The organism is Streptomyces sp. NPDC031474 (genome assembly GCF_055581185.1).
Window position 1 is genome coordinate 407,561 of sequence record NZ_JBVIJX010000002.1, and the last position, 24,985, is coordinate 432,545.

At 70.1% G+C, this 24,985-nt stretch carries 21 protein-coding genes; 10 read left to right on the forward strand and 11 right to left on the reverse strand.

All coding sequences use genetic code 11. The annotated features are described in order from the left end of the window. Window positions 1-36 precede the first annotated feature (36 nt). Window positions 37-2,550, reverse strand: coding sequence for a DEAD/DEAH box helicase (locus tag ACZ5SK_RS04805; RefSeq protein WP_334582671.1), 2,514 nt, complete (start codon window positions 2,548-2,550; stop codon window positions 37-39). Between the two features lie 145 nt (window positions 2,551-2,695). Here ACZ5SK_RS04805 and ACZ5SK_RS04810 point away from each other — a divergent pair, with 145 nt between their 5' ends. Beyond that, complete coding sequence (locus ACZ5SK_RS04810; protein WP_334582670.1) at window positions 2,696-3,490, forward strand: metal-dependent hydrolase; 795 nt, start codon at window positions 2,696-2,698, stop codon at window positions 3,488-3,490. Window positions 3,491-3,561: 71 nt separating this feature from the next. Here the strand turns inward: ACZ5SK_RS04810 and ACZ5SK_RS04815 are convergent, their stop codons facing one another. The 4 genes from ACZ5SK_RS04815 to ACZ5SK_RS04830 form a co-directional block, all read right to left on the reverse strand. Next, window positions 3,562-3,819 (reverse strand): type B 50S ribosomal protein L31, encoded by a 258-nt coding sequence (locus ACZ5SK_RS04815; protein ID WP_079664098.1) that lies wholly within the window; start codon window positions 3,817-3,819, stop codon window positions 3,562-3,564. A 66-nt stretch (window positions 3,820-3,885) separates the two neighbouring features. Next, on the reverse strand, window positions 3,886-4,356 hold the full coding sequence (locus ACZ5SK_RS04820; protein WP_319673054.1) for a DUF5709 domain-containing protein: 471 nt from the start codon (window positions 4,354-4,356) through the stop codon (window positions 3,886-3,888). 512 nt (window positions 4,357-4,868) lie between these two features. Beyond that, the gene (locus ACZ5SK_RS04825; RefSeq protein WP_334582668.1) at window positions 4,869-6,650 is read right to left on the reverse strand and encodes an ABC transporter ATP-binding protein; all 1,782 of its coding nucleotides are present in this window, start codon (window positions 6,648-6,650) and stop codon (window positions 4,869-4,871) included. Beyond that, window positions 6,647-8,464, reverse strand: coding sequence for an ABC transporter transmembrane domain-containing protein (locus ACZ5SK_RS04830; RefSeq protein WP_468156137.1), 1,818 nt, complete (start codon window positions 8,462-8,464; stop codon window positions 6,647-6,649). Before ACZ5SK_RS04830 ends, ACZ5SK_RS04825 begins: the two co-directional genes overlap by 4 nt. Before the next feature lie 280 nt (window positions 8,465-8,744). On the opposite strand from ACZ5SK_RS04830, the gene ACZ5SK_RS04835 reads away from it, so the two are divergent. The 3 genes from ACZ5SK_RS04835 (at window position 8,745) to ACZ5SK_RS04845 (ending at window position 12,835) form a co-directional block, all read left to right on the forward strand. Continuing rightward, window positions 8,745-9,488 (forward strand): L,D-transpeptidase family protein, encoded by a 744-nt coding sequence (locus tag ACZ5SK_RS04835; protein ID WP_443041375.1) that lies wholly within the window; start codon window positions 8,745-8,747, stop codon window positions 9,486-9,488. Between the two features lie 120 nt (window positions 9,489-9,608). Then, window positions 9,609-11,246, forward strand: a complete 1,638-nt coding sequence (locus ACZ5SK_RS04840) for a peptide-N4-asparagine amidase (protein WP_334582666.1) — start codon at window positions 9,609-9,611, stop codon at window positions 11,244-11,246. A gap of 170 nt (window positions 11,247-11,416) precedes the next feature. Beyond that, entirely contained in the window at window positions 11,417-12,835 is a 1,419-nt protein-coding gene (locus ACZ5SK_RS04845) for a cation:dicarboxylate symporter family transporter (protein ID WP_334582665.1), read from the forward strand. A 75-nt stretch (window positions 12,836-12,910) separates the two neighbouring features. On the opposite strand, the gene ACZ5SK_RS04850 is transcribed toward ACZ5SK_RS04845, so the two are convergent. Further along, entirely contained in the window at window positions 12,911-13,438 is a 528-nt protein-coding gene (locus ACZ5SK_RS04850) for a MarR family winged helix-turn-helix transcriptional regulator (RefSeq protein WP_468575342.1), read from the reverse strand. Window positions 13,439-13,531: 93 nt separating this feature from the next. On the opposite strand from ACZ5SK_RS04850, the gene ACZ5SK_RS04855 reads away from it, so the two are divergent. Beyond that, a complete protein-coding gene (locus tag ACZ5SK_RS04855) occupies window positions 13,532-15,346 on the forward strand; it encodes an ABC transporter ATP-binding protein (protein WP_361706502.1) in 1,815 nt (604 codons plus the stop codon). A 53-nt stretch (window positions 15,347-15,399) separates the two neighbouring features. Continuing rightward, window positions 15,400-16,254, forward strand: a complete 855-nt coding sequence (mltG, locus tag ACZ5SK_RS04860) for an endolytic transglycosylase MltG (protein ID WP_457493848.1) — start codon at window positions 15,400-15,402, stop codon at window positions 16,252-16,254. Window positions 16,255-16,266: 12 nt separating this feature from the next. Here mltG and ACZ5SK_RS04865 read toward each other — a convergent pair whose 3' ends face one another. The 5 genes from ACZ5SK_RS04865 to ACZ5SK_RS04885 form a co-directional block, all read right to left on the reverse strand. After that, window positions 16,267-17,343: an NAD(P)-binding domain-containing protein gene (locus tag ACZ5SK_RS04865; RefSeq protein WP_457493849.1), complete on the reverse strand. Its 1,077-nt coding sequence runs from the start codon at window positions 17,341-17,343 to the stop codon at window positions 16,267-16,269. A 69-nt stretch (window positions 17,344-17,412) separates the two neighbouring features. Beyond that, window positions 17,413-18,438, reverse strand: coding sequence for an ABC transporter substrate-binding protein (locus ACZ5SK_RS04870; RefSeq protein WP_457493850.1), 1,026 nt, complete (start codon window positions 18,436-18,438; stop codon window positions 17,413-17,415). 190 nt (window positions 18,439-18,628) lie between these two features. Next, window positions 18,629-19,525: an ATP-binding cassette domain-containing protein gene (locus ACZ5SK_RS04875; RefSeq protein ID WP_334582659.1), complete on the reverse strand. Its 897-nt coding sequence runs from the start codon at window positions 19,523-19,525 to the stop codon at window positions 18,629-18,631. Continuing rightward, window positions 19,498-20,427, reverse strand: coding sequence for an ABC transporter permease (locus ACZ5SK_RS04880; protein ID WP_334582658.1), 930 nt, complete (start codon window positions 20,425-20,427; stop codon window positions 19,498-19,500). The genes ACZ5SK_RS04875 and ACZ5SK_RS04880 overlap by 28 nt, the downstream gene beginning before the upstream one ends. A gap of 175 nt (window positions 20,428-20,602) precedes the next feature. Continuing rightward, complete coding sequence (locus ACZ5SK_RS04885; RefSeq protein ID WP_349817350.1) at window positions 20,603-20,686, reverse strand: putative leader peptide; 84 nt, start codon at window positions 20,684-20,686, stop codon at window positions 20,603-20,605. A gap of 123 nt (window positions 20,687-20,809) precedes the next feature. Here ACZ5SK_RS04885 and ACZ5SK_RS04890 point away from each other — a divergent pair, with 123 nt between their 5' ends. The 4 genes from ACZ5SK_RS04890 (at window position 20,810) to ACZ5SK_RS04905 (ending at window position 24,845) form a co-directional block, all read left to right on the forward strand. Further along, window positions 20,810-21,232, forward strand: a complete 423-nt coding sequence (locus ACZ5SK_RS04890; protein ID WP_334582657.1) for a YjbQ family protein — start codon at window positions 20,810-20,812, stop codon at window positions 21,230-21,232. A gap of 280 nt (window positions 21,233-21,512) precedes the next feature. Further along, a complete protein-coding gene (locus ACZ5SK_RS04895) occupies window positions 21,513-21,716 on the forward strand; it encodes a cold-shock protein (RefSeq protein ID WP_079664111.1) in 204 nt (67 codons plus the stop codon). Between the two features lie 173 nt (window positions 21,717-21,889). Next, the gene (locus tag ACZ5SK_RS04900) at window positions 21,890-23,317 is read left to right on the forward strand and encodes a DEAD/DEAH box helicase (protein ID WP_334582656.1); all 1,428 of its coding nucleotides are present in this window, start codon (window positions 21,890-21,892) and stop codon (window positions 23,315-23,317) included. 259 nt (window positions 23,318-23,576) lie between these two features. Further along, entirely contained in the window at window positions 23,577-24,845 is a 1,269-nt protein-coding gene (locus ACZ5SK_RS04905; protein ID WP_334582655.1) for a DUF3533 domain-containing protein, read from the forward strand. The last annotated feature ends 140 nt before the right edge of the window (window positions 24,846-24,985 follow it).

The following is a 24,985-nucleotide window of genomic DNA, read 5'->3' on the forward strand; positions in this document are numbered from 1 at the left end:
CTGGTTCTCTCTGCGCCTCGGTCCCTGCTGCGCCGCTCACAACTGACCGACGGAGGTGACCCGGACGACCGCACGGCCCTCGGCGTCCGAGGCCGTGAGGTCGACCTCCGCACTGATGCCCCAGTCGTGATCGTCGTTCGGGTCGTCGAAGATCTGGCGGACACGCCACAGGGCGTTCTGCGGCTCCTCCTGGATGACAAGCAGCTTCGGACCCCGGGCATCCGGACCGGTGCCGAGGTCGTCGTACTCGTCCCAGTACTTGTCCATCGCCTCGCCCCACGTGTCGGCGTCCCAGCCGGACTCGCCGTCGATCTCGCCCAGCTCGTCGACGTGATCGAGAGCGGCGAGCTCGACGCGACGGAACATCGCGTTGCGGACCAGTACCCGGAAGGCGCGGGCGTTGGCGGTGACCGGCTTGACCTCGTCGGCCTTCTCCTGGGCCTCCTCGGCGGTCATCTCCTCCGGGTTGGCGAGCTGCTCCCACTCGTCGAGCAGGCTCGAGTCGACCTGGCGCACCATCTCGCCCAGCCACTCGACCAGGTCCTGCAGATCCTCGGACTTGAGGTCGTCGGGGACGGTGTGGTCGAGGGCCTTGTAGGCGCTGGCCAGGTAGCGCAGCACGATGCCCTCGGTGCGGGCCAGCTCGTAGTGGGACACCAGCTCGGTGAAGGACATCGCCCGCTCGTACATGTCGCGGATGACGGACTTCGGCGACAACGGGTGGTCGCCGACCCACGGGTGGCTCTTGCGGTAGGTGTTGTACGCGTGGAAGAGGAGTTCCTCCAGGGGCTTCGGGTACGAGATGTCCTGGAGGCGTTCCATGCGCTCCTCGTACTCGACGCCGTCCGCCTTCATCGCGGCCACCGCCTCGCCGCGTGCCTTGTTCTGCTGAGCGGCGAGGATCTGACGCGGATCGTCCAACGTGGACTCCACGACGGAGACCATGTCCAGAGCGTAGGAAGGCGACTCCGGGTCGAGGAGCTCGAACGCGGCCAGTGCGAAGGTGGACAGCGGCTGGTTCAGCGCGAAGTCCTGCTGGAGGTCCACGGTGAGGCGGACGATGCGGCCGGTGGCGTCGGGTTCGTCGAGCTTCTCGACGATCCCGCCGTCCAGCAGCGAACGGTAGATCGCGATCGCGCGCCGGATGTGCCGCAACTGCTGCTTGCGCGGCTCGTGGTTGTCCTCCAGCAGATGCCGCATCGCCTCGAAGGCGTTGCCGGGCCGGGCGATCACCGACAGCAGCATCGTGTGCGTGACCCGGAAACGGGAGGTCAGTGGCTCCGGGTCCGACTCGATGAGCTTGTCGAACGTGTTCTCCGTCCAGCCCACGAAGCCTTCCGGTGCCTTCTTGCGCACCACCTTGCGGCGCTTCTTCGGGTCGTCGCCGGCCTTGGAAAGGGCCTTCTCGTTCTCGATGACATGCTCGGGTGCCTGGGCCACCACGTAGCCCGCCGTGTCGAAGCCGGCCCGCCCGGCCCGGCCCGCGATCTGATGGAACTCGCGGGCCCGCAGGGTACGCACCCGGTTGCCGTCGTACTTGGTCAGCGCCGTGAACAGCACGGTGCGGATGGGCACGTTGACGCCCACACCCAGCGTGTCCGTACCGCAGATCACCTTCAGCAGACCGGCCTGGGCGAGCTTCTCCACCAAGCGCCGGTACTTGGGCAACATGCCGGCGTGGTGGACGCCGATGCCGTGCCGCACGTAGCGCGAGAGGTTGCTGCCGAACTTCGTGGTGAAGCGGAAGTTGCCGATCAGGGCGGCGATCTGCTCCTTCTCCTCGCGCGAGCACATGTTGATGCTCATCAGCGCCTGCGCCCGCTCCACCGCCTGCGCCTGGGTGAAGTGCACGATGTAGACGGGCGCCTGCCTCGTCGCCAGCAGATCGGTGAGCGTCTCCGTCATCGGCGTGTACTGGTACTCGTAGGACAGCGGAACAGGCCGTGTCGCCGAGCGGACCACCGCTGTGGGGCGGCCGGTGCGCCGGCTGAGGTCCTTCTCGAAGAACGACACGTCGCCGAGCGTGGCCGACATGAGGACGAACTGCGCCTGTGGCAGCTCCAGGATGGGGATCTGCCACGCCCAGCCGCGGTCTCCCTCCGCGTAGAAGTGGAACTCGTCCATGACGACCTGGCCGACGTCCGCGTCCTTGCCGTCGCGCAGCGCGATCGACGCGAGCACCTCGGCGGTGCAGCAGATGACCGGGGCGTCGGAGTTCACGGACGCGTCGCCGGTCAGCATGCCGACGTTCTCCGTGCCGAAGATCTTGCACAGTTCGAAGAACTTCTCCGACACCAGCGCCTTGATCGGGGCCGTGTAGAAGGTGACCTCGTCACGGGCGAGGGCCGCGAAGTGCGCGGCCGCCGCGATCATGCTCTTGCCGGATCCGGTGGGCGTCGACACGATCACGTTCGCCCCGGAGACCACCTCGATCAGCGCCTCCTCCTGATGGGGGTAGAGCGTCAGACCGCGCTCCTGCGCCCAGGACTCGAAGGCTTCGTACAGGGCGTCGGGATCTGCGGTCGGTGGCAGCTGATCGATGAGGGTCACGACCCCATCTTGCCTGCCCTCGCCCTTGATGGGGGAATCGGCTGCCGGCCCGAAGATCATGGCCGCTACGCTGTGTCGCCGACGGAGCGTCATCGCACCCGGTCAACTGGACAGCGGCACACGAGGAATAGGGCGGGCAACGGCCATGATGGGACCAGCACACTCACTGTCGGGCGCCGCCGCCTGGCTCGGCGTCGGTGCGGCCGCCGCCGCGACCGGGCACACGATGCCCTGGCCGGTCCTGCTCGCCGGTGCGCTGATCTGCGCCGGCGCCGCGCTCGCCCCGGACCTCGATCACAAGGCCGCCACCATCTCCCGTGCCTTCGGTCCCGTCTCGCGCTGGCTGTGCGAGATCGTCGACAAGCTCTCCTACGCCGTCTACAAGGCCACGCGGAAGCAGGGCGACCCGCGCCGCTCCGGGGGGCACCGCACGCTCACCCACACCTGGCTGTGGGCGGTCATGATCGGCGCCGGTGCCTCGGCGCTGGCGATCACCGGTGGCCGCTGGGCGGTGCTGGCGATCCTCTTCGCGCACATGGTGCTGGCGATCGAGGGCCTGTTGTGGCGGGCGGCCCGGGGGTCCAGCAGCGATGTGCTGGTGTGGCTGCTCGCCGCGACCAGTGCGTGGATCCTCGCCGGTGTGCTGGACAAGCCGGGCAACGGCTCGGACTGGCTGTTCACGGACCCGGGCCAGGAGTACCTGTGGCTGGGGCTGCCGATCGTGCTGGGCGCCCTGGTCCACGACATCGGGGACGCACTGACCGTCTCCGGCTGCCCGGTCCTGTGGCCCATCCCGATCGGGCGCAAGCGCTGGTACCCGATCGGTCCGCCCAAGGCGATGCGGTTCCGCGCGGGCAGCTGGGTCGAGCTGAAGGTGCTGATGCCCGTGTTCATGCTGCTAGGAGGAGTGGGCGGGGCTGCCGCCCTCAACTACATCTGACGCGCGACGCGACGGGTCCGGTGGGCCGGTGCGCCGAGGGCCGTGACGGTGGTGGCGGGGTCAGCCCCCGTTCAGGTCATTGCCCCGCCGTCGCCATAGCGCCGCTCGAATTTGGCGACGCGGCCCTCCGTGTCCACGGTGCGTGCCTTGCCGGTGTAGAAGGGGTGGCTCTCCGAGGAGATCTCCACATCCACGACCGGGTAGGTCTCGCCGTCGTCCCATTCGATGGTCTGGCCGCTGGTCGCGGTGGACCGGGTCAGGAAGGCGTAACCGGCCGTCCGGTCGCGGAAGACGACCGGATGGTAGTCGGGCTGCTTGTCCTGCTGCATGCGTACTCCTCGTGCGGTGGCGGTGGCGGTCATGGGCCGGGGACGGCCGGGCCGGCAGCGGGCGGGTCAACCGGACAGGGCGTCCTCGTCGACGATGTGCATCGCGGCCTCCTCGGCGGAGGCGGCCGCGCCGTCGATGCCCACGTCCGTGGCGATCAGTGCGCTCTCCTCGTCCTCGTGGACGCCCTCGTCCGGTGCCACCAGTCGGCCGGATCGGGCGGCGCCGACCTCGTTGTCGAGGAGTTCCCCGTCGGTGCCGTCGCAGTCCCCGAGGCCGTCACCGTCGGGCACATCGAGGTCCGGGAGCTCCTCAGCGAGCCGCTGGTCCAGTGTCTCCCCCTGATGGCGCTCCGCGGCGGTCACCCCGGTGTGCTCCACGGCCCAGGGGCGGTCCGGAGGGGACCAGCCGCGGTCGAGGGGGTCTCCGACGCCGTCGTTGTCCAGCGTGTCCTCCACGTCGAGCAGCCCCGCGTCCTCCTGGATGTCGGACGCGTCGGGCTGGTAGACGTCGTCTCCCCATCCGTCGGCGCTGTTCACGGGTACCTCCATGGGGTGACGGGCCCGTACTCTCCGCGGTCGGCGATGGGATACCGCCGGACGGAGCACCGGCCGGGGGAGGCGCGTTTCGGACGGATTCCGGGTGCCTCCCGCGCGGGTGCCGCTATCCAGCGTTCCACCCCGCTTCGGGACCGCGCAACGCCAAAGGTCACACGGCCGTGGGACTGGGTCGCCTCGGCCGGGGTGCCGGGCTCGCGCAGGGGAGGCGCCCACGGTCTCCCGCGCGTCGCCGACACGCGTCTCTGGTCCGCTCCCGGCCCGTACACCACTGCTTACGGCGGTTCTGCCGAGAACGCCGGCACCAGCACTGGCACCAGCACTGGCACCAGCACCGGCTGTGGCTGGGGGCGCCCTACAGGCAGGCCTGGGGGGGGAAAAAACCTCCCACGGCAGGGCCCAAGAACCCCCCCCCCCCCCCCCCCCCCCCCAACCCCCCCCCCCCCCCCCCCCCCCCCCCCCCCCCCCCCCCCCCCCCCCCCCCCCAGGCCTCCTCACCCGTGCCACGACCGCCACAGTGCCGCGTACGCTCCGTCCGCCTCGACCAGCTCGGCATGGCTGCCCAGCTCGCTGATGCGGCCGTTCTCAACGACGGCGATGACGTCGGCGTCGTGGGCGGTGTGCAGACGGTGGGCGATGGCGACGACGGTGCGCCCGTCCAGGACGCGGGCGAGGGACCGCTCCAGATGGCGCGCTGCACGCGGGTCGAGAAGCGAGGTCGCCTCGTCCAGGACCAGCGTGTGCGGGTCGGCCAGCACCAGACGGGCCAGCGCGATCTGCTGGGCCTGGGCCGGAGTGAGCGCGACGCCGCCGGAGCCGACCTCGGTGTCGAGGCCGTCGTCCAGCGCCCGTGCCCAGCCGTCCGCGTCGACCGCGCCCAGGGCGGCCCACAGCTCGGCGTCCTCGGCTCCCGTCCGGGCGAGCCGGAGGTTGTCACGCAGGGAGCCCACGAAGACGTGGTGCTCCTGGTTGACGAGTGCCACGTGGGAGCGGACCCGTTCGGCGGTCATCCGCGACAGTTCGGCGCCGCCGAGGGTGATCCGGCCGTCGCGCGGCGCGTAGATCCCGGCGAGCAGCCGTCCCAGCGTGGACTTGCCCGCGCCCGAGGGGCCGACCAGGGCGAGCCGGGTCCCGGGGGAGACCTCCAGGGACACCTTGCGCAGGACGTCGACGCCCTCGCGGTAGCCGAAGTGGACCCGGTCGGCGAGTACGTCGCGGCCGTCGGGCGTCAGCCCGGAGTCCCCGCCGTCCGGCTCGATGTCGCGCACCCCGACGAGGCGGGCCAGCGACACCTGGGCCACCTGCAGCTCGTCGTACCAGCGCAGGATGAGGTTCACCGGGTCGACGAGCATCTGCGCCAGCAGCGCGCCCGTCGTCAGCTGGCCCACCCCGATCCAGCCCTGCAGGACGAACACGCCGCCGAGCATGAGGACCGAGCCGAGCACCGTGACGTGCACGAGGTTGATCACCGGAAACAGCACCGACCGCAGCCACAGCGTGTAGCGCTCCCAGGCGGTCCACTGCTGGATGCGCTGCTCCGACATCGCGATACGGCGGTCGCCCAGGCGGTGGGCCTCGACGGTGCGGCCGGCGTCCACGGTCTCGGCGAGGGCGGCCGCCACGGCGGCGTAGCCTGCGGCCTCCGAGCGGTAGCCGGCCGGGGCCCGCTTGAAGTACCAGCGGCACCCGACGACCAGCAGGGGCACCGCGACCAGTACGGCAGGCGCCAGCGGCGGCGCCGTGACCACGAGCCCGCCGAGCAGCAGCAGGGCCCACATCACGCCGATCGTCAGCTGGGGCACGGCCTCCCGCATCGCGTTGGCCAGCCGGTCGATGTCCGTCGTGATGCGGGACAGCAGGTCGCCCGTTCCGGCCCGCTCCAGCACGCCCGGCGGCAGCCGCACCGACCGTACGAGGAAGTCCTCGCGCAGGTCGGCAAGCATCCGCTCGCCGAGCATCGCGCCGCGCAGCCGCACCTGACGTACGAAGGCGGCCTGGACGACCAGGGCGATCACGAACAGCGAGGCGGTGAGCCCGAGATGGAGCTCCCGCGCTCGGTCCGAGAGCCGCTCCACGAGATCGCCGAGCAGCCAAGGACCCACCATCGAAGCGACCGTGGCGACCGTGTTGACGAAAAGGAGGAGCAGAAAGGCGCGGCGGTGCCGGCGCAGGAGTTCGGCCACGTAGGCGCGTACGGTCGCGGGGGCGCCGACGGGCAGGGTGTTCGCCGTCGTCGGTGCCGCCGGGTCGTACGCGGGCGGCGCCACGCCGATCATGCGCTCTCCTCGATCTCTTCGCGTTCGATCTCTGCGAGTTCGTTGTCGTCCAGGTCCTTCAACACGCCGTTCAGGGCGGCCTCCTCGTCGGTCTCCCTGGTCACCACGGCCCGGTACCTGGGCTCGGTGCGCAACAGTTCGCGGTGCACACCGACCGCGACGGCCTCGCTCTCGTGCACGAGCACGACCCGGTCGGCCCGGTCCAGCAGCAGGGGCGACGAGGTGAACACGACCGTCGTACGCCCCGCACGCAGTGCGCGCAGTCCTTCGGCGATCCGTGCCTCGGTGTGCGAGTCGACGGCGGACGTGGGCTCGTCCAGGACGAGGACCTCGGGGTCCGTGTACAGGGAGCGGGCCAGCGCGAGCCGTTGTCGCTGGCCGCCGGAGAGGGACCGGCCGCGTTCGGTGATGCGTGCGTCCAGCGGATCGTCGGCGTCCAACGAGCCCTGTACGAGCGCCTGGAGGACGTCCCCGCACTGGGCGGCGGCCAGCGCCGCATCCGCGTCGACCGCACCGGAGGCGGGCACGTCGAGCAGGTCGCGCAGGGAACCGGACAGCAGCACCGGGTCCTTGTCCTGGACGAGGACCGCCGTGCGCGCGCAGTCCAGCGGCAGTTCGTCCAGGGGGACGCCGCCCAGCAGCACTGACGGGCCGTCCTCCGGTGGGTGTCCGCCCAGCCGTTCGGCCAGTCGTCCTGCCGTGTCCGGGTCGCCGCACACCACGGCGGTGAGCCGGGCGGCCGGAGCGAGCAGGCCGGTGTCGGGGTCGTACAGGTCGCCAGAGGGAACGTCTGCCGCGCGCGACCCGCCGATGTCGGTGGCCCGCTCCAGGGACAGCACGCGTGCGGCCCGTTTGGCCGAGGGGCGCGAGAAGGAGTAGGCCATCGCGATCTCCTCGAAGTGCCTGAGGGGATAGGCCAGGACCATGACGGAGCTGTAGACCGTGACCAGTTCGCCGACCGTGATGCGGCCCTCGCGGGCCAGGTGGACGCCATAGCAGACGACCGCGATCAGCAGCAGGCCGGGCAGCAACACCTGGATGGCGCTGATCAGGGACCACATGCGGGCGCTGCGCACGGCCGCGTGCCGGACCTCCTGAGAGGCGCTGCGGTAGCGGTCGAGGAACAGTTCCTCGCCGCCGATCCCGCGCAGCACCCGCAGGCCGGCCACGGTGTCCGAGGCGAGTTCGGTGGCGCGTCCGGCCTTCTCGCGCTGGAAGTCGGCGCGGCGCGTCGCCCGGGGCAGCAGGGGCAGCACCGCGAGCGCGAGGACAGGCAGGCCGACGGCGACGACGACGCCGAGGGCCGGCTCGTAGACGACCAGGCCGACGCAGACCAGCAGGACGGTGAGGGCCGCGGCGGTGAAGCGAGAGACGGCCTCTACGAACCAGCCGATCTTCTCGACGTCGCCCGTTGAGACGGCCACCACCTCGCCGGCCGCGACCCGCCGGGTCAGCGCGGAGCCGAGCTGCGAGGCCTTGCGGGCCAGCAGTTGCTGGACCCGGGCGGCGGCGGTGATCCAGTTTGTGACGGCGGTACGGTGCAGGAAGGTGTCCCCGAGCGCGGTGGCGGCACCGCACAGCAGCATCAGCCCGCCGGTGAGGGCGAGCCGGGTACCGGAGCGGTCCACGACGGCCTCGATGGCGAGCCCGACGCAGAACGGCTGTGCGGAGACGGCGACGAAGTGCAGCAGCCCCCAGGCCAGGGACTTGAGCTGGCCACCCAGCTGATTGCGGCCGAGCCACCACAGGAAGCGGGGGCCCGAGCGTGCGTCCGGCACACCAGGGTCGAGGTACGGAAGGTCTTGGATCTGCATGACGTCCCAGTGGCTCGAGTCAGGGGAGGGGGGATAGGCGGGGCGGGGGAGGGAGTGGGGGTGGGGGGTGGGGGGGGGAGGGAAGGGACAGGGGGGCGGATCGGCGGAAGGTCCGCGGGGCGCGGCAACAAGCGGCAACAAACCGTGCAAGGTTCGCGTCGCAGTGTGGTGAAAATCAACCTGTTTTCCGCTGCGGCGGCAGGATCCGGCAGCCGCCCGACACGGCGCGAATGTCCGTAATTTGACGTAAATGACCGGAAAGTGATGCGAGCATGGCACGGTGCGACATGGTGAGGTGCGGCGCGTCGGAGCCGCGACGGTGACCTGTGGCCTTCTGCTCGTGGTCCTGGCCGCGTGCGGCGGCTCGAGTGGAGAACACGGGCGTGACCGCATGCCGCGAGCGGGTGCCGCGGGCAGCGGCACCCCGCCGAGCGTGGCCCCGGCGACCGGCGTCCCGGGCGTCGGAGAGCGGCTGCAACGGCAGATCCCCGCCGCGTCGCGCCAGGTGGTGGCGGTGTACGGCGACGGCAAGGACTCCGCGACCGCCACCGTCGTGTTCTACGCCAAACGTGGCACGGTCTGGGAGCGCGTCCGTACCTGGCCCGCGCACAACGGCAAGAAGGGCTGGACCGCAGAGCACTACCTGGGCGACGACCGCAGTCCTGTCGGCGTGTTCACACTCAGTGCCGCGGCCGGCGTCCTGGACGACCCCGGGACCCGGCTGCCGTACACGCAGTCCGAGGACTACGCGGTGCCCCTCTGGTGGGACCAGGCGCACTGGCACGACTTCGACTACGTCATCGCCATCGACTACAACCGCGTCAAAGGCACGCCTCCCGACGATGCGGAGCAGCCTCTGGGCGAGGAGCGAGGGGGCGGGATCTGGCTGCACCTGGACCACGGCAACGGCACATCGGCCTGCGTCAGCCTGCCCAGGGAGGCGATGGAGTACCTGCTGCGCACGCTCGACCCGGATCGGCATCCCGTGGTGGTCATGGGGGACAGGGCCGCGCTGAGGAGCTAGGGCGTGTTTCGAAAGTCCCGTCTGGCTCCGGGCAGACGGCGCTACTTTGCGGACACGACCCAGCACTTCCGGCGGACGCGTCATTGCGGGGAGAGGGCGACTCGCCGTAGAACACCGGCCATGAGAAGTCGGATCATCATGTCCATGCTCACCGGAGCGGTCCTCCTGCTGGGCACCGTCCTCGGGGGTGGCACGGCGCGGGCCGCCGCATCCACGTCCGCGGCGGTCGAGGTTCCCGCCGAATTCGGCACCGACTGGCACGACCCCCTCACCGCCGCCCCACCCGTGACCAGGCCTGACGCCAAGTCCTGTCGGATCACCCTCGCCGAGGCGCAGTTCCGGGACTTCACGCCGTACCGGGGCACCTACACCCCGCCGGGCGGCTGCGGCGACCGCTGGAGCAAGGTCGTGCTGCGGCTCGACGGCAAGGTCAAGGGGCGGCAGTTCGACCGGCTCGGCTATCTGCACATCGGCGGGGTGGAGGTCTTGCGTACGTCGACGCCGGAGCCGTCGCCCGACGGGATCGAGTGGTCCGTCGAGAAGGACGTCACCCGCTACAGCGACACGTTCCGCTCGGCCCAGGACGTCGAGATGCTCATCGGCAACGTCGTCGACGACACCTACACGGGTGTGATCGACGTCAAGGCGACCCTCACCTTCTACGACCTCGCCTTCTCCAAGGGGAAACCGGCCGCCGTCCCCGACCGGGTCCTCACCCTGGCCGAGGGGCCCGGCGGCGCGACCCTCACCACGCCGCGCAACAGCGAACGCGTCGTCGCCGAGGTGTACGCCACCGGTTCGGGCGGCGGGTGCGAGGAGTACTGGTACCTGACCGTGCCCGCGGCGGCGCCCTACTCCTGCCATGCCGACGACGGCCCCTACCGGGAGGTGCAGGTCAAGGTCGACGGACAACTGGCCGGCATTGCCACTCCCTTCCCGACCGTCTGGACCGGTGGCTGGTCCAACCCCTTTCTCTGGTACGTGCTCCCGGGCCCACGCGCCTTTGACATCAAGCCGATCGAATACGACCTGACCCCCTTCGCCGGGGTTCTCAACGACGGCCGCCCGCACCGCGTCGAGGTGTCCGTGGTCGGGGTGCCCGAGGGGCAGAGCGGCTGGAGCACACCCGTCAACGTGCTCGTCTGGCAGGACCCGGGCAAGGCCGTCGTCGGCGGGAAGCTCGTCACGCACGATGCGGGTGAGCTCACCGACTCCAGCGTCTACACGCCCGGCACGGAGCACCGGCTCGACACCGAGGGCCGGCACCGGCTGACCGTCGCCGGATACCTCGACACCTCGCACGGACGTGTGCGCACCACCGTCACCCGCACCCTCGCGAACACCTCCGTGCACCGCTGGACCGACGGCGAGAACGTGGACGGCCTCGACGCCACCTGGACGGACGACGAGTCGGTCACCGTCGACGGCCGCGGACCGGCCCGGGCGACACGCACCCACCGGACGTACACGATGAACGGCACCACCACCCTCGGCGGGGACGACCGGCTGCGCACCGTCCTGACCCTCGGCGACCGGGCCGACGCCATGACGACGCGAAACGGCCGACGCACGTGGTGGTCGCGACTCGACGACACCTACACGGGTGACGCGACCTTCACCGTCAATGTGCCCCGCGAGCAGCGGCACGCCGTCGCCAGGACGAGCGAGCGCTACCGGCTGTACGGCTCGGAGGGCTGCTACGACCGTCGGCTGACCACCCTTCAGGGGGTGCTGACCGAGGACCGCGGAGGCTGCTGAGACGCAGAGCGTGCGATCCGTCAATCGTGGCGGGATTTACAAGGCTGAAACGCAGCGGTCTTGCGCGCGATCAACGTCACCTTCAAAGTGATCGGCACGGAAACCGCTTTCCGTATCGCAGAAGTCGCCGCCCCGACTTCTGTGTGTCGGCCGTCCCCCAAGGAGTGCCCGTGCCGTCGTCCCCCCCGTCCCTGCCACGACGCGTCGCACGCATACTGCGTACCTCACTCTTCGCGCAGGTCGCCTGCGCGCTCGTCCTGGGCATCGTCGTCGGAAGGCTGTGGCCCGACGTGGCCACGGATCTCAAGCCGCTCGGCGACGGGTTCACCCGGCTCATCAAGACGATCATCTCGCCCCTCGTGTTCTGTGTGGTGGTCGTCGGCATCGCGAAGGCCGGTGACCTGAAGTCCTTCGGCCGGATCGGGCTCAAGGCCCTGATCTGGTTCGAGGTCGCGAGCACGCTCGCCCTGATCATCGGGCTCCTCGCCGCCAATATCGTCCAGCCCGGCTCGGGGATGAACGTCGACCCGTCCACGCTCGACACCTCGGCGGTCGACGCGAAGACGGGCGGCGGTTCGCTGCCTTCCACGACCGAGTTCATCGTGAACGCGCTGCCCACCAGTTTCATCGGCGCCTTCGCGGAGAACTCCCTGCTCCAGGTGCTCATCCTGGCCTGTCTGGTGGGCGCCGCGCTGCTGCACCTCGGCCACACCAAGGTGCCCAAGGTGTTGCCCGCCGTCGAGCAGGCGCAGGAGATCATCTTCGCGATCGTCGGCTTCGTCATGCGACTGGCGCCGATCGCGGTGTTCGGCGCGATGGCCGTCCTGATCGGCAACTACGGGCTCGGTGTGATCGAGACCTACGGCAAGCTGATCATCCTGTGCTACGCGGCGGCGGCCCTGTTCGTCGCGCTGCTAGCCGTCGCCCTGCGGCTGGTCACAGGACTGAGCCTGTGGAAGTTCCTGCGCTACATCCGCGAGGAGATGCTCCTCGCGCTCGGCACCGCCTCCACCGAGGCCGTCATGCCGCGCGTGATGCAGAAGCTGCGCAAGGCCGGCGCCCGCGACGACGCCGTCGGCCTGGTGCTGCCGACGGGCTACTCCTTCAACCTCGACGGCGCCTCGCTCTACCTGTCCATCGGCACGCTGTTCATCGCCCAGGCGGTCGGCGTGGACCTCAGCCTGGGGCAGCAGATCACCGTGGTCCTGGTGCTCATGCTGACCAGCAAGGGCATGGCCGGCATCCCCGGCTCGGCCTTCCTCGCCCTGTCCGCGACCGCCTCCTCCCTGGGGGCCATCCCCGCCGGTGCCGTGGCCCTGCTGCTGGGCGTGGACCGCATCATGGACTCGATGCGCGTCGTCACCAACCTGCTCGGCAACTGCGTGGCGGTGTTCGCCGTCTCCCGCTGGGAGGGCGCGCTGGACCTGGAGCGGGCCAAGAAGGTCCTGGACGGCGAGGACGTCGCCGCGGCCGAGGAGGAGCCCGCGGCTCCCGCCGAGCCCGAGGGCGCCGAAAGCCCGGAAACGACCGGGCCCGTGGCTGTGGTGCCCGCTCAGCTCGCCAAGGAGACGGCCCCCGAGGTCGGTTGACGCACCGCGACACCGCAACGGGCCGTGGCCGCCCCTCCCGCAGTACGGAGGAGCGGCCACGGCCCGTCACGTCGTTCAGCAGGCCCGCCCCTGCCTCTGCCCCCGCTCATGTCCCCGACCCTGCCCCTGCCCCTGCCCCTGCCCCTGTTCCTGCGTCCGCTCCCGCTCCGGTATCCCGTCGACCAGGGCGTCGAGCAACCCGCTCAGCACCTGGCGTTCCAGGTCCGTCAGCGGATCCAGAATCTCCTTCGCGGCGGACACCCGCGCACCGCGCAGCTCCCGCAGTGCAGCGCCGCCGTCCTCAGTGAGTTCGATCCGGATCACCCGCCGGTTGGTGGGGTCGGGCACCCGGCGCACCTTGCCGCTCGCCTCCAGTGCGTCGACCAGGGTCGTCACGGCCCGGGGCACCACCTCCAGCCGCTCGGCGAGGTCGGCCATGCGCGGCGGTGCGTCGCAGTGCGCCAGGGTGCGCAGCAGCCGGGCCTGGGCCGGGGTGACGCCCAGCCCGCGCTGCTCCAGGTGACGCTTCTGGATGCGGTGCACCCGGCGGGTGAGCCGCAGCAGTTGCTCGGCGAGGAGGCCGTCGGAATCCGGGGTGGTCATACGGGAACAATATCAGGACGCCGTTCATTGTGAGTATAGGTAACAATGAGCTATGCTCCGTCAGTCCTCACCCTCTCACCCTCCGTAGGAGCCATGCCCCGCGACCACATCGACTGGACCCCTTCGCCCGGCACCTCGACCGATCAACCCCGGCAGGTGCGCCGCATCCTCACCCTCTTCAAGCCCTACCGTGCCCGGCTCGCGGTCGTCGGCGTGCTCGTCGCCGCCTCGTCGCTGGTCACCGTGGCCACGCCGTTCCTGCTGAAGGAGACGCTGGACGTCGCCATCCCGCAGGGGCGCACCGGCCTGCTGAGCCTGCTCGCCCTCGGCATGATCCTCAGCGCCGTCCTCAGCGGCGTGTTCGGCGTCCTGCAGACGCTGATCTCGACGACGGTCGGCCAGCGCGTCATGCACGACCTGCGCACGGCCGTCTACGGCCGCCTGCAGCGCATGTCCCTCGCGTTCTTCACGCGTACGCGTACCGGCGAGGTGCAGTCCCGCATCGCCAACGACATCGGCGGCATGCAGGCCACCGTCACCTCCACCGCCACCTCTCTGGTCTCCAACTTCACCAGCGTGGTCGCCACGATCATCGCGATGGTCGCCCTCGACTGGCGGCTGACAGTCGTCTCCCTGCTCCTGCTGCCGGTCTTCGTGTGGATCAGCCGTCGCGTCGGCAACGAACGCAAGAAGATCACCACCCAGCGTCAGAAGCAGATGGCCGCGATGGCCGCCACGGTCACCGAGTCGCTGTCGGTCAGCGGCATCCTCCTCGGCCGCACCATGGGCCGCTCCGACTCCCTCACCCGGTCCTTCTCCGAGGAGTCCGAGCAGCTCGTCGACCTCGAAGTGCGGTCGAACATGGCCGGCCGCTGGCGGATGGCCGTCATCGGGATCGTCATGTCCGCCATGCCGGCCGTCATCTACTGGGCCGCGGGCATGACCCTCCAGCTCGGTGGTCCCGGCGTCTCCCTCGGTACGATCGTCGCCTTCGTCTCGCTCCAGCAGGGACTGTTCCGCCCCGCCGTCAGCCTCCTGGCGACCGGTGTGCAGATCCAGACCTCCCTCGCGCTGTTCCAGCGCATCTTCGAGTACCTCGACCTCCCCATCGACATCACCGAGCGCGACAACCCGGTCCACCTTGACCAGATCAAGGGCGAGGTGCGCTTCGAGAAGGTCGCCTTCCGCTACGACAACGACGACGACAAGGCGGTCCGGCCCGTCCTCGACGGCATCGACGTCACTGTCCCCGCCGGCGGCAGCCTCGCCGTGGTCGGCCCGACCGGCGCCGGCAAGTCCACGCTGGGCTACCTGGTGCCGCGCCTGTACGACGTGACCGGCGGCCGGGTCACCCTCGACGGCGTCGACGTCCGTGACCTCGACTTCGACACCCTGGCCCGCGCGGTCGGCGTCGTATCGCAGGAGACGTACCTCTTCCATGCCACGGTCGCCGACAACCTGCGCTTCGCCAAGCCGGACGCCACCGACGAGGAACTGCACGCGGCGGCGCGGGCGGCTCAGATCCACGACCACATCGCCGCCCTGCCGGACGGCTACGAGACGGTCGTCGGCGAGCGCGGCCACCGGTTCTCCGGCGGCGAGAAGCAGCGGCTGGCCATCGCCCGCACCATCCTGCGCGACCCGCCGGTACTGATCCTCGACGAGGCGACCAGCGCCCTGGACACCCGTACGGAACGGGCCGTCCAGGAGGCCATCGACGCGCTCTCGGCGAACCGCACCACCCTCACCATCGCCCACCGGCTGTCCACCATTCGGGGTGCCGACCAGATCGTGGTCCTCGACTACGGCCAGGTGGCCGAACGCGGGACGCACGACGAGCTGTTGGAGCGGAACGGGCGGTATGCGGCCCTCGTGCGACGAGACGCCCACCTGGAGCCGACAAGATGAAAGTATGCCAAGTTATGCCGGGTTTGTGACGGTATGAGAGTTACCGTGCCCGCATGCGTAAGAACACTCCGCCACGGACCACGATTCGACTGACGCGCCGCGGCCGTCTCGTCCTCATCGCGACCGGAGCCGTCGTGGCCGGCACCGCCGTGGCGGTGCCGCTGCTGCTGGAGCGATCGAAGGATCACGAGCCGAAGCCGACGGCCCTGGTCATCCCGGAGGGCTGGCGCGCAAGCCAGATCTACGAGGCCGTCGACAAGGCGCTCGCCCTGCCGCCCGGTACCACCCGGGGGGCACTGCCGAAGGCCCGTCTCAAGCTGCCGAACGACGCCGAGGGCAACCCGGAGGGCTACCTCTTCCCGGCGACGTATCCGTTGGGCAGGAAGGCGACGCCGCAGACGGTGCTGTCGTACATGGTCGACATGGCGAACAAGAAGTTCAACGGGGCGCCGATCGCGGCCGGTGCCCAGCGCAACGCCATGAATGTCTATCAGGCGGTCACCATCGCCAGCCTCGTCCAGGCAGAGGCCGCCACCAAGGCGGACATGGGCAAGGTGGCCCGGGTCGTGTTCAACCGCCTGGAGCGCGGGATGCCGTTGCAGATGGACTCCACCATCAACTACGCGCTGAACCGCTTCACGCTCAGGACGACGCAGAACGACACCCGCATCCAGAGCCCCTACAACTCCTACCAGCGCATGGGCCTGCCGCCGACGCCGATCGACAACCCCGGCGAGGAGGCCATGCGTGCCGCGATCAGCCCCACACCGGGCGACTGGCTGTACTTCGTCACGGTCAAGCCGGGTGACACGCGCTTCACGGCGAGCTACGCGGAGCACCAGCGCAACGTCGCCGAGTTCAACCGGAACCAGAAGGCTCAGAAGAGTACGTCGGCGGCGGCGAAGTGACCTGGCGGGGCGTCAGGCGGCGACGCTCTCCCCGGCGAGCAGCCGCCTGATGTCCCGGACGGCCGCGCGTCCGGCCCGGTTGGCGCCGATGGTGCTGGCCGACGGCCCGTAGCCGACCAGGTGGATGCGCGGATCGGCGACCGCACGCGTGCCCTCGACCCGGATCCCGCCGCCCGGCTCACGCAGCCGCAGCGGCGCGAGATGCTCGACGGCGGCCCGGAAACCGGTCGCCCACAGGATGACATCGGCGTCCACGCGCCGCCCGTCGTCCCATGCCACGCCGTCCGGAGTGATCCGGTCGAACATGGGCAGGCGGTCCAGCACCCCGTCGGCCAGTCCCTGCCGGATCGTGTCGGTGAGCGGCAGCCCCGTCACGGACACCACGCTCTTCGGCGGCAGTCCCTGCCGCACCCGCTCCTCCACGAGCGCGACCGCCGCACGGCCCGCACCCTCGTCGAAGGGTCCCTCGCGGAACACGGGAGCCCGCCGCGTCACCCAGGTGGTGTCGGCCGCGTACGGCGCGATCTCCAGCAGGTGCTGCGTACCGGACGCACCGCCGCCGACCACGACCACCCGCAGTCCGGCGAACGCCTCGGGGCCCGGGTACTGCGCGGTGTGCAACTGCCGTCCGCGGAAGGTCTCCTGGCCGGGATAGCGTGGCCAGAACGGCCGGTCCCAGGTACCAGTGGCGTTGATCACCGCCCGCGTGGACCACGTACCGTCGGAGGTCTCGACGAGCAGTCGCCCGGCTGCGCCCTCCCGTACGGCCTTCACATCGACCGGCCGCCGTACGCGCAGGTCGAAGGTGCGCTCGTAGGCGTCGAAGTACTCGGCGACGACCTCGGAGGACGGCCGGGCGGGATCCGCGCCCGTCAGCTCCATGCCGGGCAGCGCATGCATCCCGTGCACCTTGCCGTACGTCAGCGAGGGCCACCGGAACTGCCAGGCACCGCCGGGAGCCGGCGCGTGATCGAGCACCACGAAGTCGCGCTCCGGCTCGAAACCGCTGCGCCGCAGATGGTAGGCACCGGCCAGACCTGCCTGACCGGCGCCTATGACGACCACCTCGACCTCACGCAAGTTGTTCACGCTTCTACCAACGGAACGGTGGGCGTGGATCTTCCCGGAGCGGCCGTGATGCCGGGTGTACTGGTGTGATTACGAGGACACGCGCGCGGGAGTGGCGGAAGGCGGCAGGTCGCCGTTGTAGCGCGGGTCCACGAAGGCGGCGAAGTCCACCTTGCGAGGGATGAGCTTCAGCTCGGTGAACGTGTCGGCGATCTGCTGCTCGGAGGCGATCAGCGGCTTGTCGACCGCGACCGAGATCCGCGTGGAGTTCGTCCGCTTCACCGAGGCCAGCGCCACCTCGTACGGCAGCCCGGTGTCCTTCGCCCACACCTTGGCCCACTCCTCCTGGTGGTCGTACACCCACGCCGTGGCACGCCGCAGCCGGTCCAGATAGTCCTTGATGGCGGCGGCCTTCTTGCCGTCCTTCAGCGCGGAGGGCGCGGCCACCTGGAAGGTGAGCCCGTTGGTGACGCCTTCACCGGTGGTCAGCACCCTGCCCTTCTTCGCCTGCAACACCTGCGAGGTGTACGGATCCCACACCGCCCACGCGTCGACCTTGCCGGAGCTGAACGCCGCGAGCGCGTCGGCCGGCTGGAGGTACTTGACCTTCACGTCGCTCAGCGTCAGGCCGGCCGCCTCGAGGGAGGCCACCAGCTGGTAGTGCGCGGAGGAGCCCTGCGCCACGGCGATCGACTTGCCCCTGAGCTGCGCCGGCTTCGTCAGCTTGGAGTCGTTCGGCACCAGCACGGCATCGCCCCTGGAGGTGCCATGGAAGGCGGACACGACCGTGATCTTCGAGCCGGCGCCGGCCGCGAAGACGGGCGGGGTGTTGCCGACGCCGCCGATGTCGACCGCCTCGGCGTTGACCGCCTCCAGGAGGGGCGGTCCGGAGGTGAACGTGGACCACTTGATCTTGTAGTCGAGGTTCTTCAGCTCTCCGGCGGCTCGCAGGATGGATTCGGAACCACCCTTCTGGTCTCCGACGTTGAGTGTGAGAGAGCCCTTGCCGTCGGTGCCGCCGCCGGCGCCCGTGCTGGCGGACGAGTTCCCACCGCAGGCGGTGAGCAGGAGGGCGAGAGGGAGAAGCAGAGCGGCGGGGACGAGGTGTCGTCGCATGGAGGTCCGTTCCGAGGGGAGTACGAGGGCGGCGGTACCAGGAGGGAGGGGGCGAGGAGCGAGGGGCGAGGAGTGAGGAGTGGGGGGAGAGGAGTGGGGGGAGAGGAGGGAGCTGAGGGGGAGGAGTTGGCGGCGCAGCAAGGAGTGGCCGGGGTGAGGAGGGGAGGGGACTGGAGGGTGAGCAGGGGTGTCAGGCGGCTTCGGCGGCCGTCGGGTCCACGCCGAGGCGGCGCAGCAGGCCGGCGCGCAGTTCCGCGAACCGGGGGTCGGCGATGTCGCGGGGGCGGTCGAGGTCGATCTCCTGCTCGTGCGCGATGATCCCGTCGTCCATGACCAGGACCCGGTCGGCCAGCAGCACCGCCTCCTCGACGTCGTGCGTGACGAGCAGCACGGCGCAGCCCCGGCGCTGCCACAACTCGCCCACCAGGCGCTGGGCCTTGATGCGGGTGAGCGCGTCGAGCGCGCCGAACGGCTCGTCGAGCAGCAGCAGATCGGGTTCGCGCACCAGGGCCCGGGCCAGGGAGGCGCGTTGGGCCTCGCCCCCGGAGAGGGTTTTCGGCCAGGCGTCGGACCGGTGCCCGAGCCCCACCTCGTCCAGGGCCTTGTCGGCGACGGGGCGCTCGGGTCGGCCCGGCAGCCCGAGGAGCACATTGCGCCACACCTTCTTCCACGGCATGAGCCGAGGCGACTGGAAGGCGACGGCCTTGCGACGCGGCACCAGTACCGTGCCCTCGATGTCGCGGTCGAGTCCGGCGAGAATGCGCAACAGCGTGGACTTGCCGCAGCCGCTGCGGCCCAGCAGGGCCACGAACTCGCCCGGCCGGATGTCGAGTCGGAGGTCGTCGATGACGGCGCGGCCGTCGAAGGAACGGGTCAGCCCCTCGACGCGGACCGCCTGCGGCGCACGGGGCGGGCGGGCCACCGGCAAGGCATCGGGTGCGGCGCCGGGCGCGACGCCGGGCGCCGGAGAGACCGCGGAGATCGGAGAGGGCTCGGAGGTTTGGGAGGCGGAGGTCTGGGACGGTCGGGACGTCTGTGACGTCGGCCCCGACTGGGGGGTCACCGGCCGGTGAACGTCGGTCGCCATTGCAGCAGCAGCCTTTCGAGGGTTCGGACGACGAAGTCGGCGAGGAGGCCGAGGAAGGCGTAGACGATGAGGCAGACCACGATCACGTCGGTGCGCAGAAAGTCCCGCGCCTGCACCATCAGGAAGCCGATCCCGGAGTCGGCGTTGATCTGCTCGGCGAAGACCAGCGCGAGCCAGGCGATACCGAGCGAGTAGCGCAGGCCGGTCATCGCGCCCGGCAACGCGCCGGGAAGGATCACGTGCCGTACCAGGCCCCGGCGTGACAGTCCGAGCGACTCCCCGGCCTCGATCAACTGCGCGTCCACGCCCCGGATTCCGGCGTAGACGTTGAGATAGAGCGGGAAGGTCACCCCGAGCGTGATGATGGCGATCTTGGGAGCCTCGCCGATGCCGAACCAGATGATGAACAGCGGGATGAGGCCGACGAACGGCACGGTCCGCAGCATCTGCACCGGGGCGTCGACGAGGTCCTCGCCGATCCGGAACAGCCCCGACACCAGGGCGAGTCCGATGCCGACGACGGTGCCCAGGAGCAGTCCGGCTGCCACCCGCTGGAGCGACGTGCCCATGGCCGAGGGCAGGGAGCCGTCGGAGACGAGATCACCGGCGACCTGAGCGATGCGGCCGGGTGACGCGAGGACGTCGGAGGTCAACACCCCTGTGCTGCTGAGGAGTTGCCACAGCAGGAGGAGCAGGACCGGGCCGGTGGTCCGGCGCAGCCAGCGGGGTACGCGGGCGCGGCGGGAGGAGCGGGGGACGATGGGTTCGAGGTCGAGGTCAACCTCGGGGTCCTTCCGTTCCGGTGCAGCAGATGCAGCAGACGCGGAAGAGGCGGAGAAGGTATCGGATATAGAGGAAATATCCGTCTCGGAGGAGTCGGGTGGGGCATGGTTGACGCTCATGGGAGCTCCACGGAGAGGAACGGCGGCCGGTGGGGGACGGGCGGGCGCACCTCGCCACCGCCGCGTCACGTTCGGCTCAGGGCGCGACCGGGCGTGCGGGCAGGGTGGGCGAAGGTGAGGGGGAAAGCGAGGGGGAAGGGTGGTGCGAGAAGTGGAACGAGGGTTTGAAAAGGCGTCAGCAGCCGCGGCGACACGCGGCAGAGGCCACCCGCAGCAGGTCGATGTGACCGCGCGTGGTGAGCAGGGCTGAACGCAACATGCGGCTGAACGTAGTCAGGTCGCGTGCCCACGGTCAACGGGCATCTCGCGGATCGGACCTCTGGTATCACACAGTGGGCGATCGGTCGGGTGTGGAACGCGGCGTATGGGTCAGGATGGGGGTATGTCAGATGCGTTCACCACCCGAGTCCTGCACGTCGCCTCCGGTTCGCAGGAGAGGGTTGTCGATCTCACCGCGGACTGCGAGACGTTCCTCCGTGACGTGACAGGCGGCCGCGACGGCCTTCTGAATCTCTTCGTGCCGCATGCCACGGCCGGTATCGCGATCATCGAGACGGGCGCCGGCAGCGACGACGACCTGCTGGCCGCGTTGCACACGCTGCTCCCCGCCGACGACCGCTGGCAGCACCGCCACGGCAGCCCGGGCCACGGTCGTGACCACGTCCTCCCGGCCTTCGTCCCGCCCCACGCGACCTTGCCGGTCGTGGGTGGCAGGCTCGAACTGGGGACGTGGCAGTCGGTGTGTCTGGTGGACACGAACCGTGACAATCCGGAACGCAAGGTCCGATTGAGCTTCCTCGCCTAGCGGGCCGCCGGGGTTGCGCGGTCGACCTCATTCTTCATTGCCGCACCTTGTGTAATCCAAAAATTAACCTTTCGTGCGCGAGCGAAAGGTGGTGCGAATGTAGGCGCCGTGCTACGCTTGACGCTAGTTGCAGTTGTGGTTCCCGAAACTTCAAGTGCCTCGGCGGCTATATGTCGTCGGGCATTTTTGTATCTCCGGTGCTTTCCGGACGGGGTCATTGTGGCAACACACGGGTCCACACGGTGTGGACCCCTGGGCACTGCCCCGAAGGAGATAAGACATGGCTACTGGCACCGTCAAGTGGTTCAACTCGGAAAAGGGCTTCGGCTTCATCGAGCAGGACGGCGGCGGCCCCGACGTCTTCGCTCACTACTCGAACATCGCCGCCCAGGGCTTCCGCGAGCTCCAGGAAGGCCAGAAGGTGAACTTCGACGTCACGCAGGGTCAGAAGGGCCCGCAGGCGGAGAACATCACTCCCGCCTGACATCGAAGCGCATGAAGTAGCTGGGGTCCGCCCTTGGGGCGGGCCCCAGCTTGCTGCGTTCTGCATTCCAGTCAGAATTCCCTCCGTCTTGCTTTCGGCTCGTTCTTGCAATTCGTCCGGCTCGTTTCCGCCGGGAATTCCTCGATGCGTGCCCCCGTCGAGGAAGGTTCTCCATGAGCCGTTCAGTTCACACGAATGACCGTTCCCCGGCGCCGGGAGAGTTCGCGCTGCCCGTCACCGTCACTCCGGCCCTCCCCGCGGCTGCGACCTTCGGTGAGCTGGACATGCCCGCCGAGGTGCTGAAGATGCTCACCGGCCGAGGCCTGCACGAGCCCTTTCCGATCCAGGCGGCCACGTTGCCGAACTCCCTCGCCGGGCGTGACGTCCTGGGCCGCGGGCGCACCGGCTCGGGCAAGACGCTCGCCTTCGGCCTGGCGCTCCTCGTGCGCACGGCCGGGCGACGCGCCGAGTCACGCAAGCCGCTGGCCCTGGTCCTCGTCCCCACGCGCGAGCTCGCCCAGCAGATCACCGATGCGCTCACCCCGTACGCCGAGCTGCTGCGGTTGCGGCTGGCCACCGTGGTCGGCGGCATGTCGATCGGCAGGCAGGCCGGCGCGTTGCGGGCCGGCGCCGAGGTGGTCGTCGCGACCCCGGGCCGGCTCGCTGACCTCGTCGAACGCAAGGACTGCCGCCTGGACCGGGTGAGCATCACCGTTCTGGACGAGGCCGATCAGATGGCCGACATGGGCTTCATGCCCCAGGTCACCGAACTGCTCGACCTGGTGCGCACCGACGGTCAGCGCATGCTGTTCTCGGCCACGCTCGACAGCAACATCGACCTCCTGGTCCGGCGTTACCTCCACGACCCGGTGGTCCACTCGGTCGATCCCTCGGTGGGCGCGGTCACCACGATGGAGCACCACGTGCTGGAGGTGCACGGCCCCGACAAGTACGCCACCGCCACCGAGATCGCCGCCCGTGACGGACGCGTGCTGATGTTCCTGGACACCAAGCACGCTGTCGACCGGTTCACCAGGCACCTGCTGAGCAGCGGCGTCAGGGCCGCGGCGCTGCACGGCGGCAAGTCTCAGCCGCAGCGCACCCGCACCCTGGACCAGTTCAAGGACGGTCACATCACGGTCCTGGTGGCCACCAACGTCGCGGCCCGAGGCATCCACGTCGACGCCCTCGACCTCGTCGTCAACGTCGACCCGCCCGGCGACCACAAGGACTACCTGCACCGCGGCGGCCGTACCGCCCGAGCCGGGGAGACCGGCAGTGTCGTCACGCTGGTCCTGCCGGAGCAGCGCCGGGACATGGCCCGGCTGCTGTCCGACGCGGGTATCAGGCCGCAGATCACGCGGGTCCGCTCCGGCGAGGCCGAGCTGAGCCGCATCACCGGCGCGCAGGCGCCCTCCGGTGTCCCCGTCGACGGCAGCGGTCCGGTCGCGGAGCGCCCGAAGCGCGGCGGCGCACCCTTCCGCGGTCTGGGCACCCGCCCGGGGCAGGCCGGTCGCGGCGGCGGCGAGTCCCGCCGGTCCGCCGAGACCCGCCAGATGGCCGAGGCACGCAAGGCCGCCCGGGTCCGGCGCGGCGCATAGCCGACGTCACCCCCTGCGAACTCCGCGGGTCCGGTCGCGGAGGCTCGCGATGCGGTGTCCTTCGAACGGATGCGTGCGGGAGCGCCCAGGAGCGTAGCCTCCCCCTGTACTGCAACGGGGGGAGGAAGGCGGGGCGTGCGGCGGCTTGCGGCCGTGCGCACCCCATCCTGGCGACTCGTGCGGCGGTCGGCAGGATCGCTCGTACAGCCGCGATCATCTGCTGTTCGGTAGCCGCACAGCCCGGAACTCACGGAGAACCATGGCCGAGTCCACCACCCCTCAGGCCAGTGCCGCCGCGCTGCTGCGCCGCCCCAGACTGTGGTTGGTGCCCACGATCCTCACGGGACTGCTCGCCCTGCTGCTGTCCCTGCTCTACATGGGTGGGATCGTCAACCCCAACCAGGACCTGCGCGACCTGCCCATCGCCCTCGTCAACAGCGACTCCGGCAAACCGCCCGCCGGACAGAAGCAGAACCTGGGCACCCAGGTCGCCGCCGCGATCGCCGCCGACACGGCCGGCGGCAAAGCCGAATGGCGTACGCTCACCCGCGCCCGGGCCCAGGAACAGCTCGACTCCGGCAAGGTCTACGGCGCACTCGTCATCCCCGCCGACTTCACCGCCTCCGTCACCGCTCTCAGCACGACCGGCGCCACCCAGAAGCCGCTGCTCACCGTGCTCACCAACCCCGGCAAGGGCAGCCTGGGTTCCTCGCTCGCCTCCCAGATCACCACCCAGGCGGCGCACCAGGCGTCGCGGACCATCGGCAAGCAACTCACGACAGCCGTCGGCACCCGGGCGAATTCCACCACGCGGCTGCTGCTCGCCGACCCGGTGAACGTCGTCACCCAGGTCGGTCACCCCATCGGCACCCACAGCGGTCTCGGCCTGACCGCCTTCTACTACACCCTGCTGCTCGTCCTGGCCGGCTTCATGGGCGGCAACGTGATCAGCAACGGCGTCGACACCGCCCTCGGCTACGCCGACAACGAGATCGGCCCCTGGCACACCCGCCGCCCCACCGTGCCGATCAACCGCACCCAGACGCTGCTGTTGAAGATGGGCATGACCGCGGGCATCTCGCTCCTCAGCGCCTCACTGGTGATGCTCGCCTGCGTGGCCGTCCTCGGCATGGACGCGTCCCACCTGCCCCTGTTGTGGGTGTTCTCCTACTGCGCGACGCTCGCCGTCGGCCTGGGCGTACAGGCCATCAACGCCGCGTTCGGCGGGATCGGCCAGCTGGTGTCCATGTTCGTGTTCATCGTCCTCGGCCTGCCGTCCTCGGGCGCCACGGTCCCGCTGCAGGCGATCCCCGACTTCTACCGCTTCCTGTCGCACTTCGAGCCCATGCGCCAGCTCAGCGACGGCGTGCGCGCCATCCTCTTCTTCGAGGCCCGCGGTGACGCCGGGCTCACCCGCTCCTGGATCATGATCGCGATCGGTGCGGCCCTCGCCCTGCTCTTCGGCTTCGCCATGACGACGTACTACGACCGCAAGGGACACCGACGCTTCACGCCACAACCCGCCTGACCCCGAGGCCGCCGTCATTGCCTTTGCACATGGAACACGCGGCGGGGACGAGCCCCCTCAGTCCCCCGCCGCGTGTCGCCCCGCACACCTCACTCCCCGCACACCCCACTACCCGCACACCTCACTCCCCGTGCACCTCT

Bases quoted from the DNA above. Each gene is read 5' to 3' on its own strand.
- ACZ5SK_RS04810 (WP_334582670.1), top strand. From the start codon at position 2,696: ATGATGGGACCAGCACACTCACTGTCGGGCGCCGCCGCCTGGCTCGGC.
- ACZ5SK_RS04815 (WP_079664098.1), bottom strand. From the start codon at position 3,819: ATGCAGCAGGACAAGCAGCCCGACTACCATCCGGTCGTCTTCCGCGAC.
- ACZ5SK_RS04825 (WP_334582668.1), bottom strand. From the start codon at position 6,650: ATGATCGGCGTGGCGCCGCCCGCGTACGACCCGGCGGCACCGACGACG.
- ACZ5SK_RS04830 (WP_468156137.1), bottom strand. From the start codon at position 8,464: ATGCAGATCCAAGACCTTCCGTACCTCGACCCTGGTGTGCCGGACGCA.
- ACZ5SK_RS04840 (WP_334582666.1), top strand. From the start codon at position 9,609: ATGAGAAGTCGGATCATCATGTCCATGCTCACCGGAGCGGTCCTCCTG.
- ACZ5SK_RS04850 (WP_468575342.1), bottom strand. From the start codon at position 13,438: ATGACCACCCCGGATTCCGACGGCCTCCTCGCCGAGCAACTGCTGCGG.
- ACZ5SK_RS04855 (WP_361706502.1), top strand. From the start codon at position 13,532: ATGCCCCGCGACCACATCGACTGGACCCCTTCGCCCGGCACCTCGACC.
- mltG (WP_457493848.1), top strand. From the start codon at position 15,400: ATGCGTAAGAACACTCCGCCACGGACCACGATTCGACTGACGCGCCGC.
- ACZ5SK_RS04870 (WP_457493850.1), bottom strand. From the start codon at position 18,438: ATGCGACGACACCTCGTCCCCGCCGCTCTGCTTCTCCCTCTCGCCCTC.
- ACZ5SK_RS04875 (WP_334582659.1), bottom strand. From the start codon at position 19,525: ATGGCGACCGACGTTCACCGGCCGGTGACCCCCCAGTCGGGGCCGACG.
- ACZ5SK_RS04880 (WP_334582658.1), bottom strand. From the start codon at position 20,427: ATGAGCGTCAACCATGCCCCACCCGACTCCTCCGAGACGGATATTTCC.
- ACZ5SK_RS04885 (WP_349817350.1), bottom strand. From the start codon at position 20,686: ATGTTGCGTTCAGCCCTGCTCACCACGCGCGGTCACATCGACCTGCTG.
- ACZ5SK_RS04890 (WP_334582657.1), top strand. From the start codon at position 20,810: ATGTCAGATGCGTTCACCACCCGAGTCCTGCACGTCGCCTCCGGTTCG.
- ACZ5SK_RS04895 (WP_079664111.1), top strand. From the start codon at position 21,513: ATGGCTACTGGCACCGTCAAGTGGTTCAACTCGGAAAAGGGCTTCGGC.
- ACZ5SK_RS04900 (WP_334582656.1), top strand. From the start codon at position 21,890: ATGAGCCGTTCAGTTCACACGAATGACCGTTCCCCGGCGCCGGGAGAG.
- ACZ5SK_RS04905 (WP_334582655.1), top strand. From the start codon at position 23,577: ATGGCCGAGTCCACCACCCCTCAGGCCAGTGCCGCCGCGCTGCTGCGC.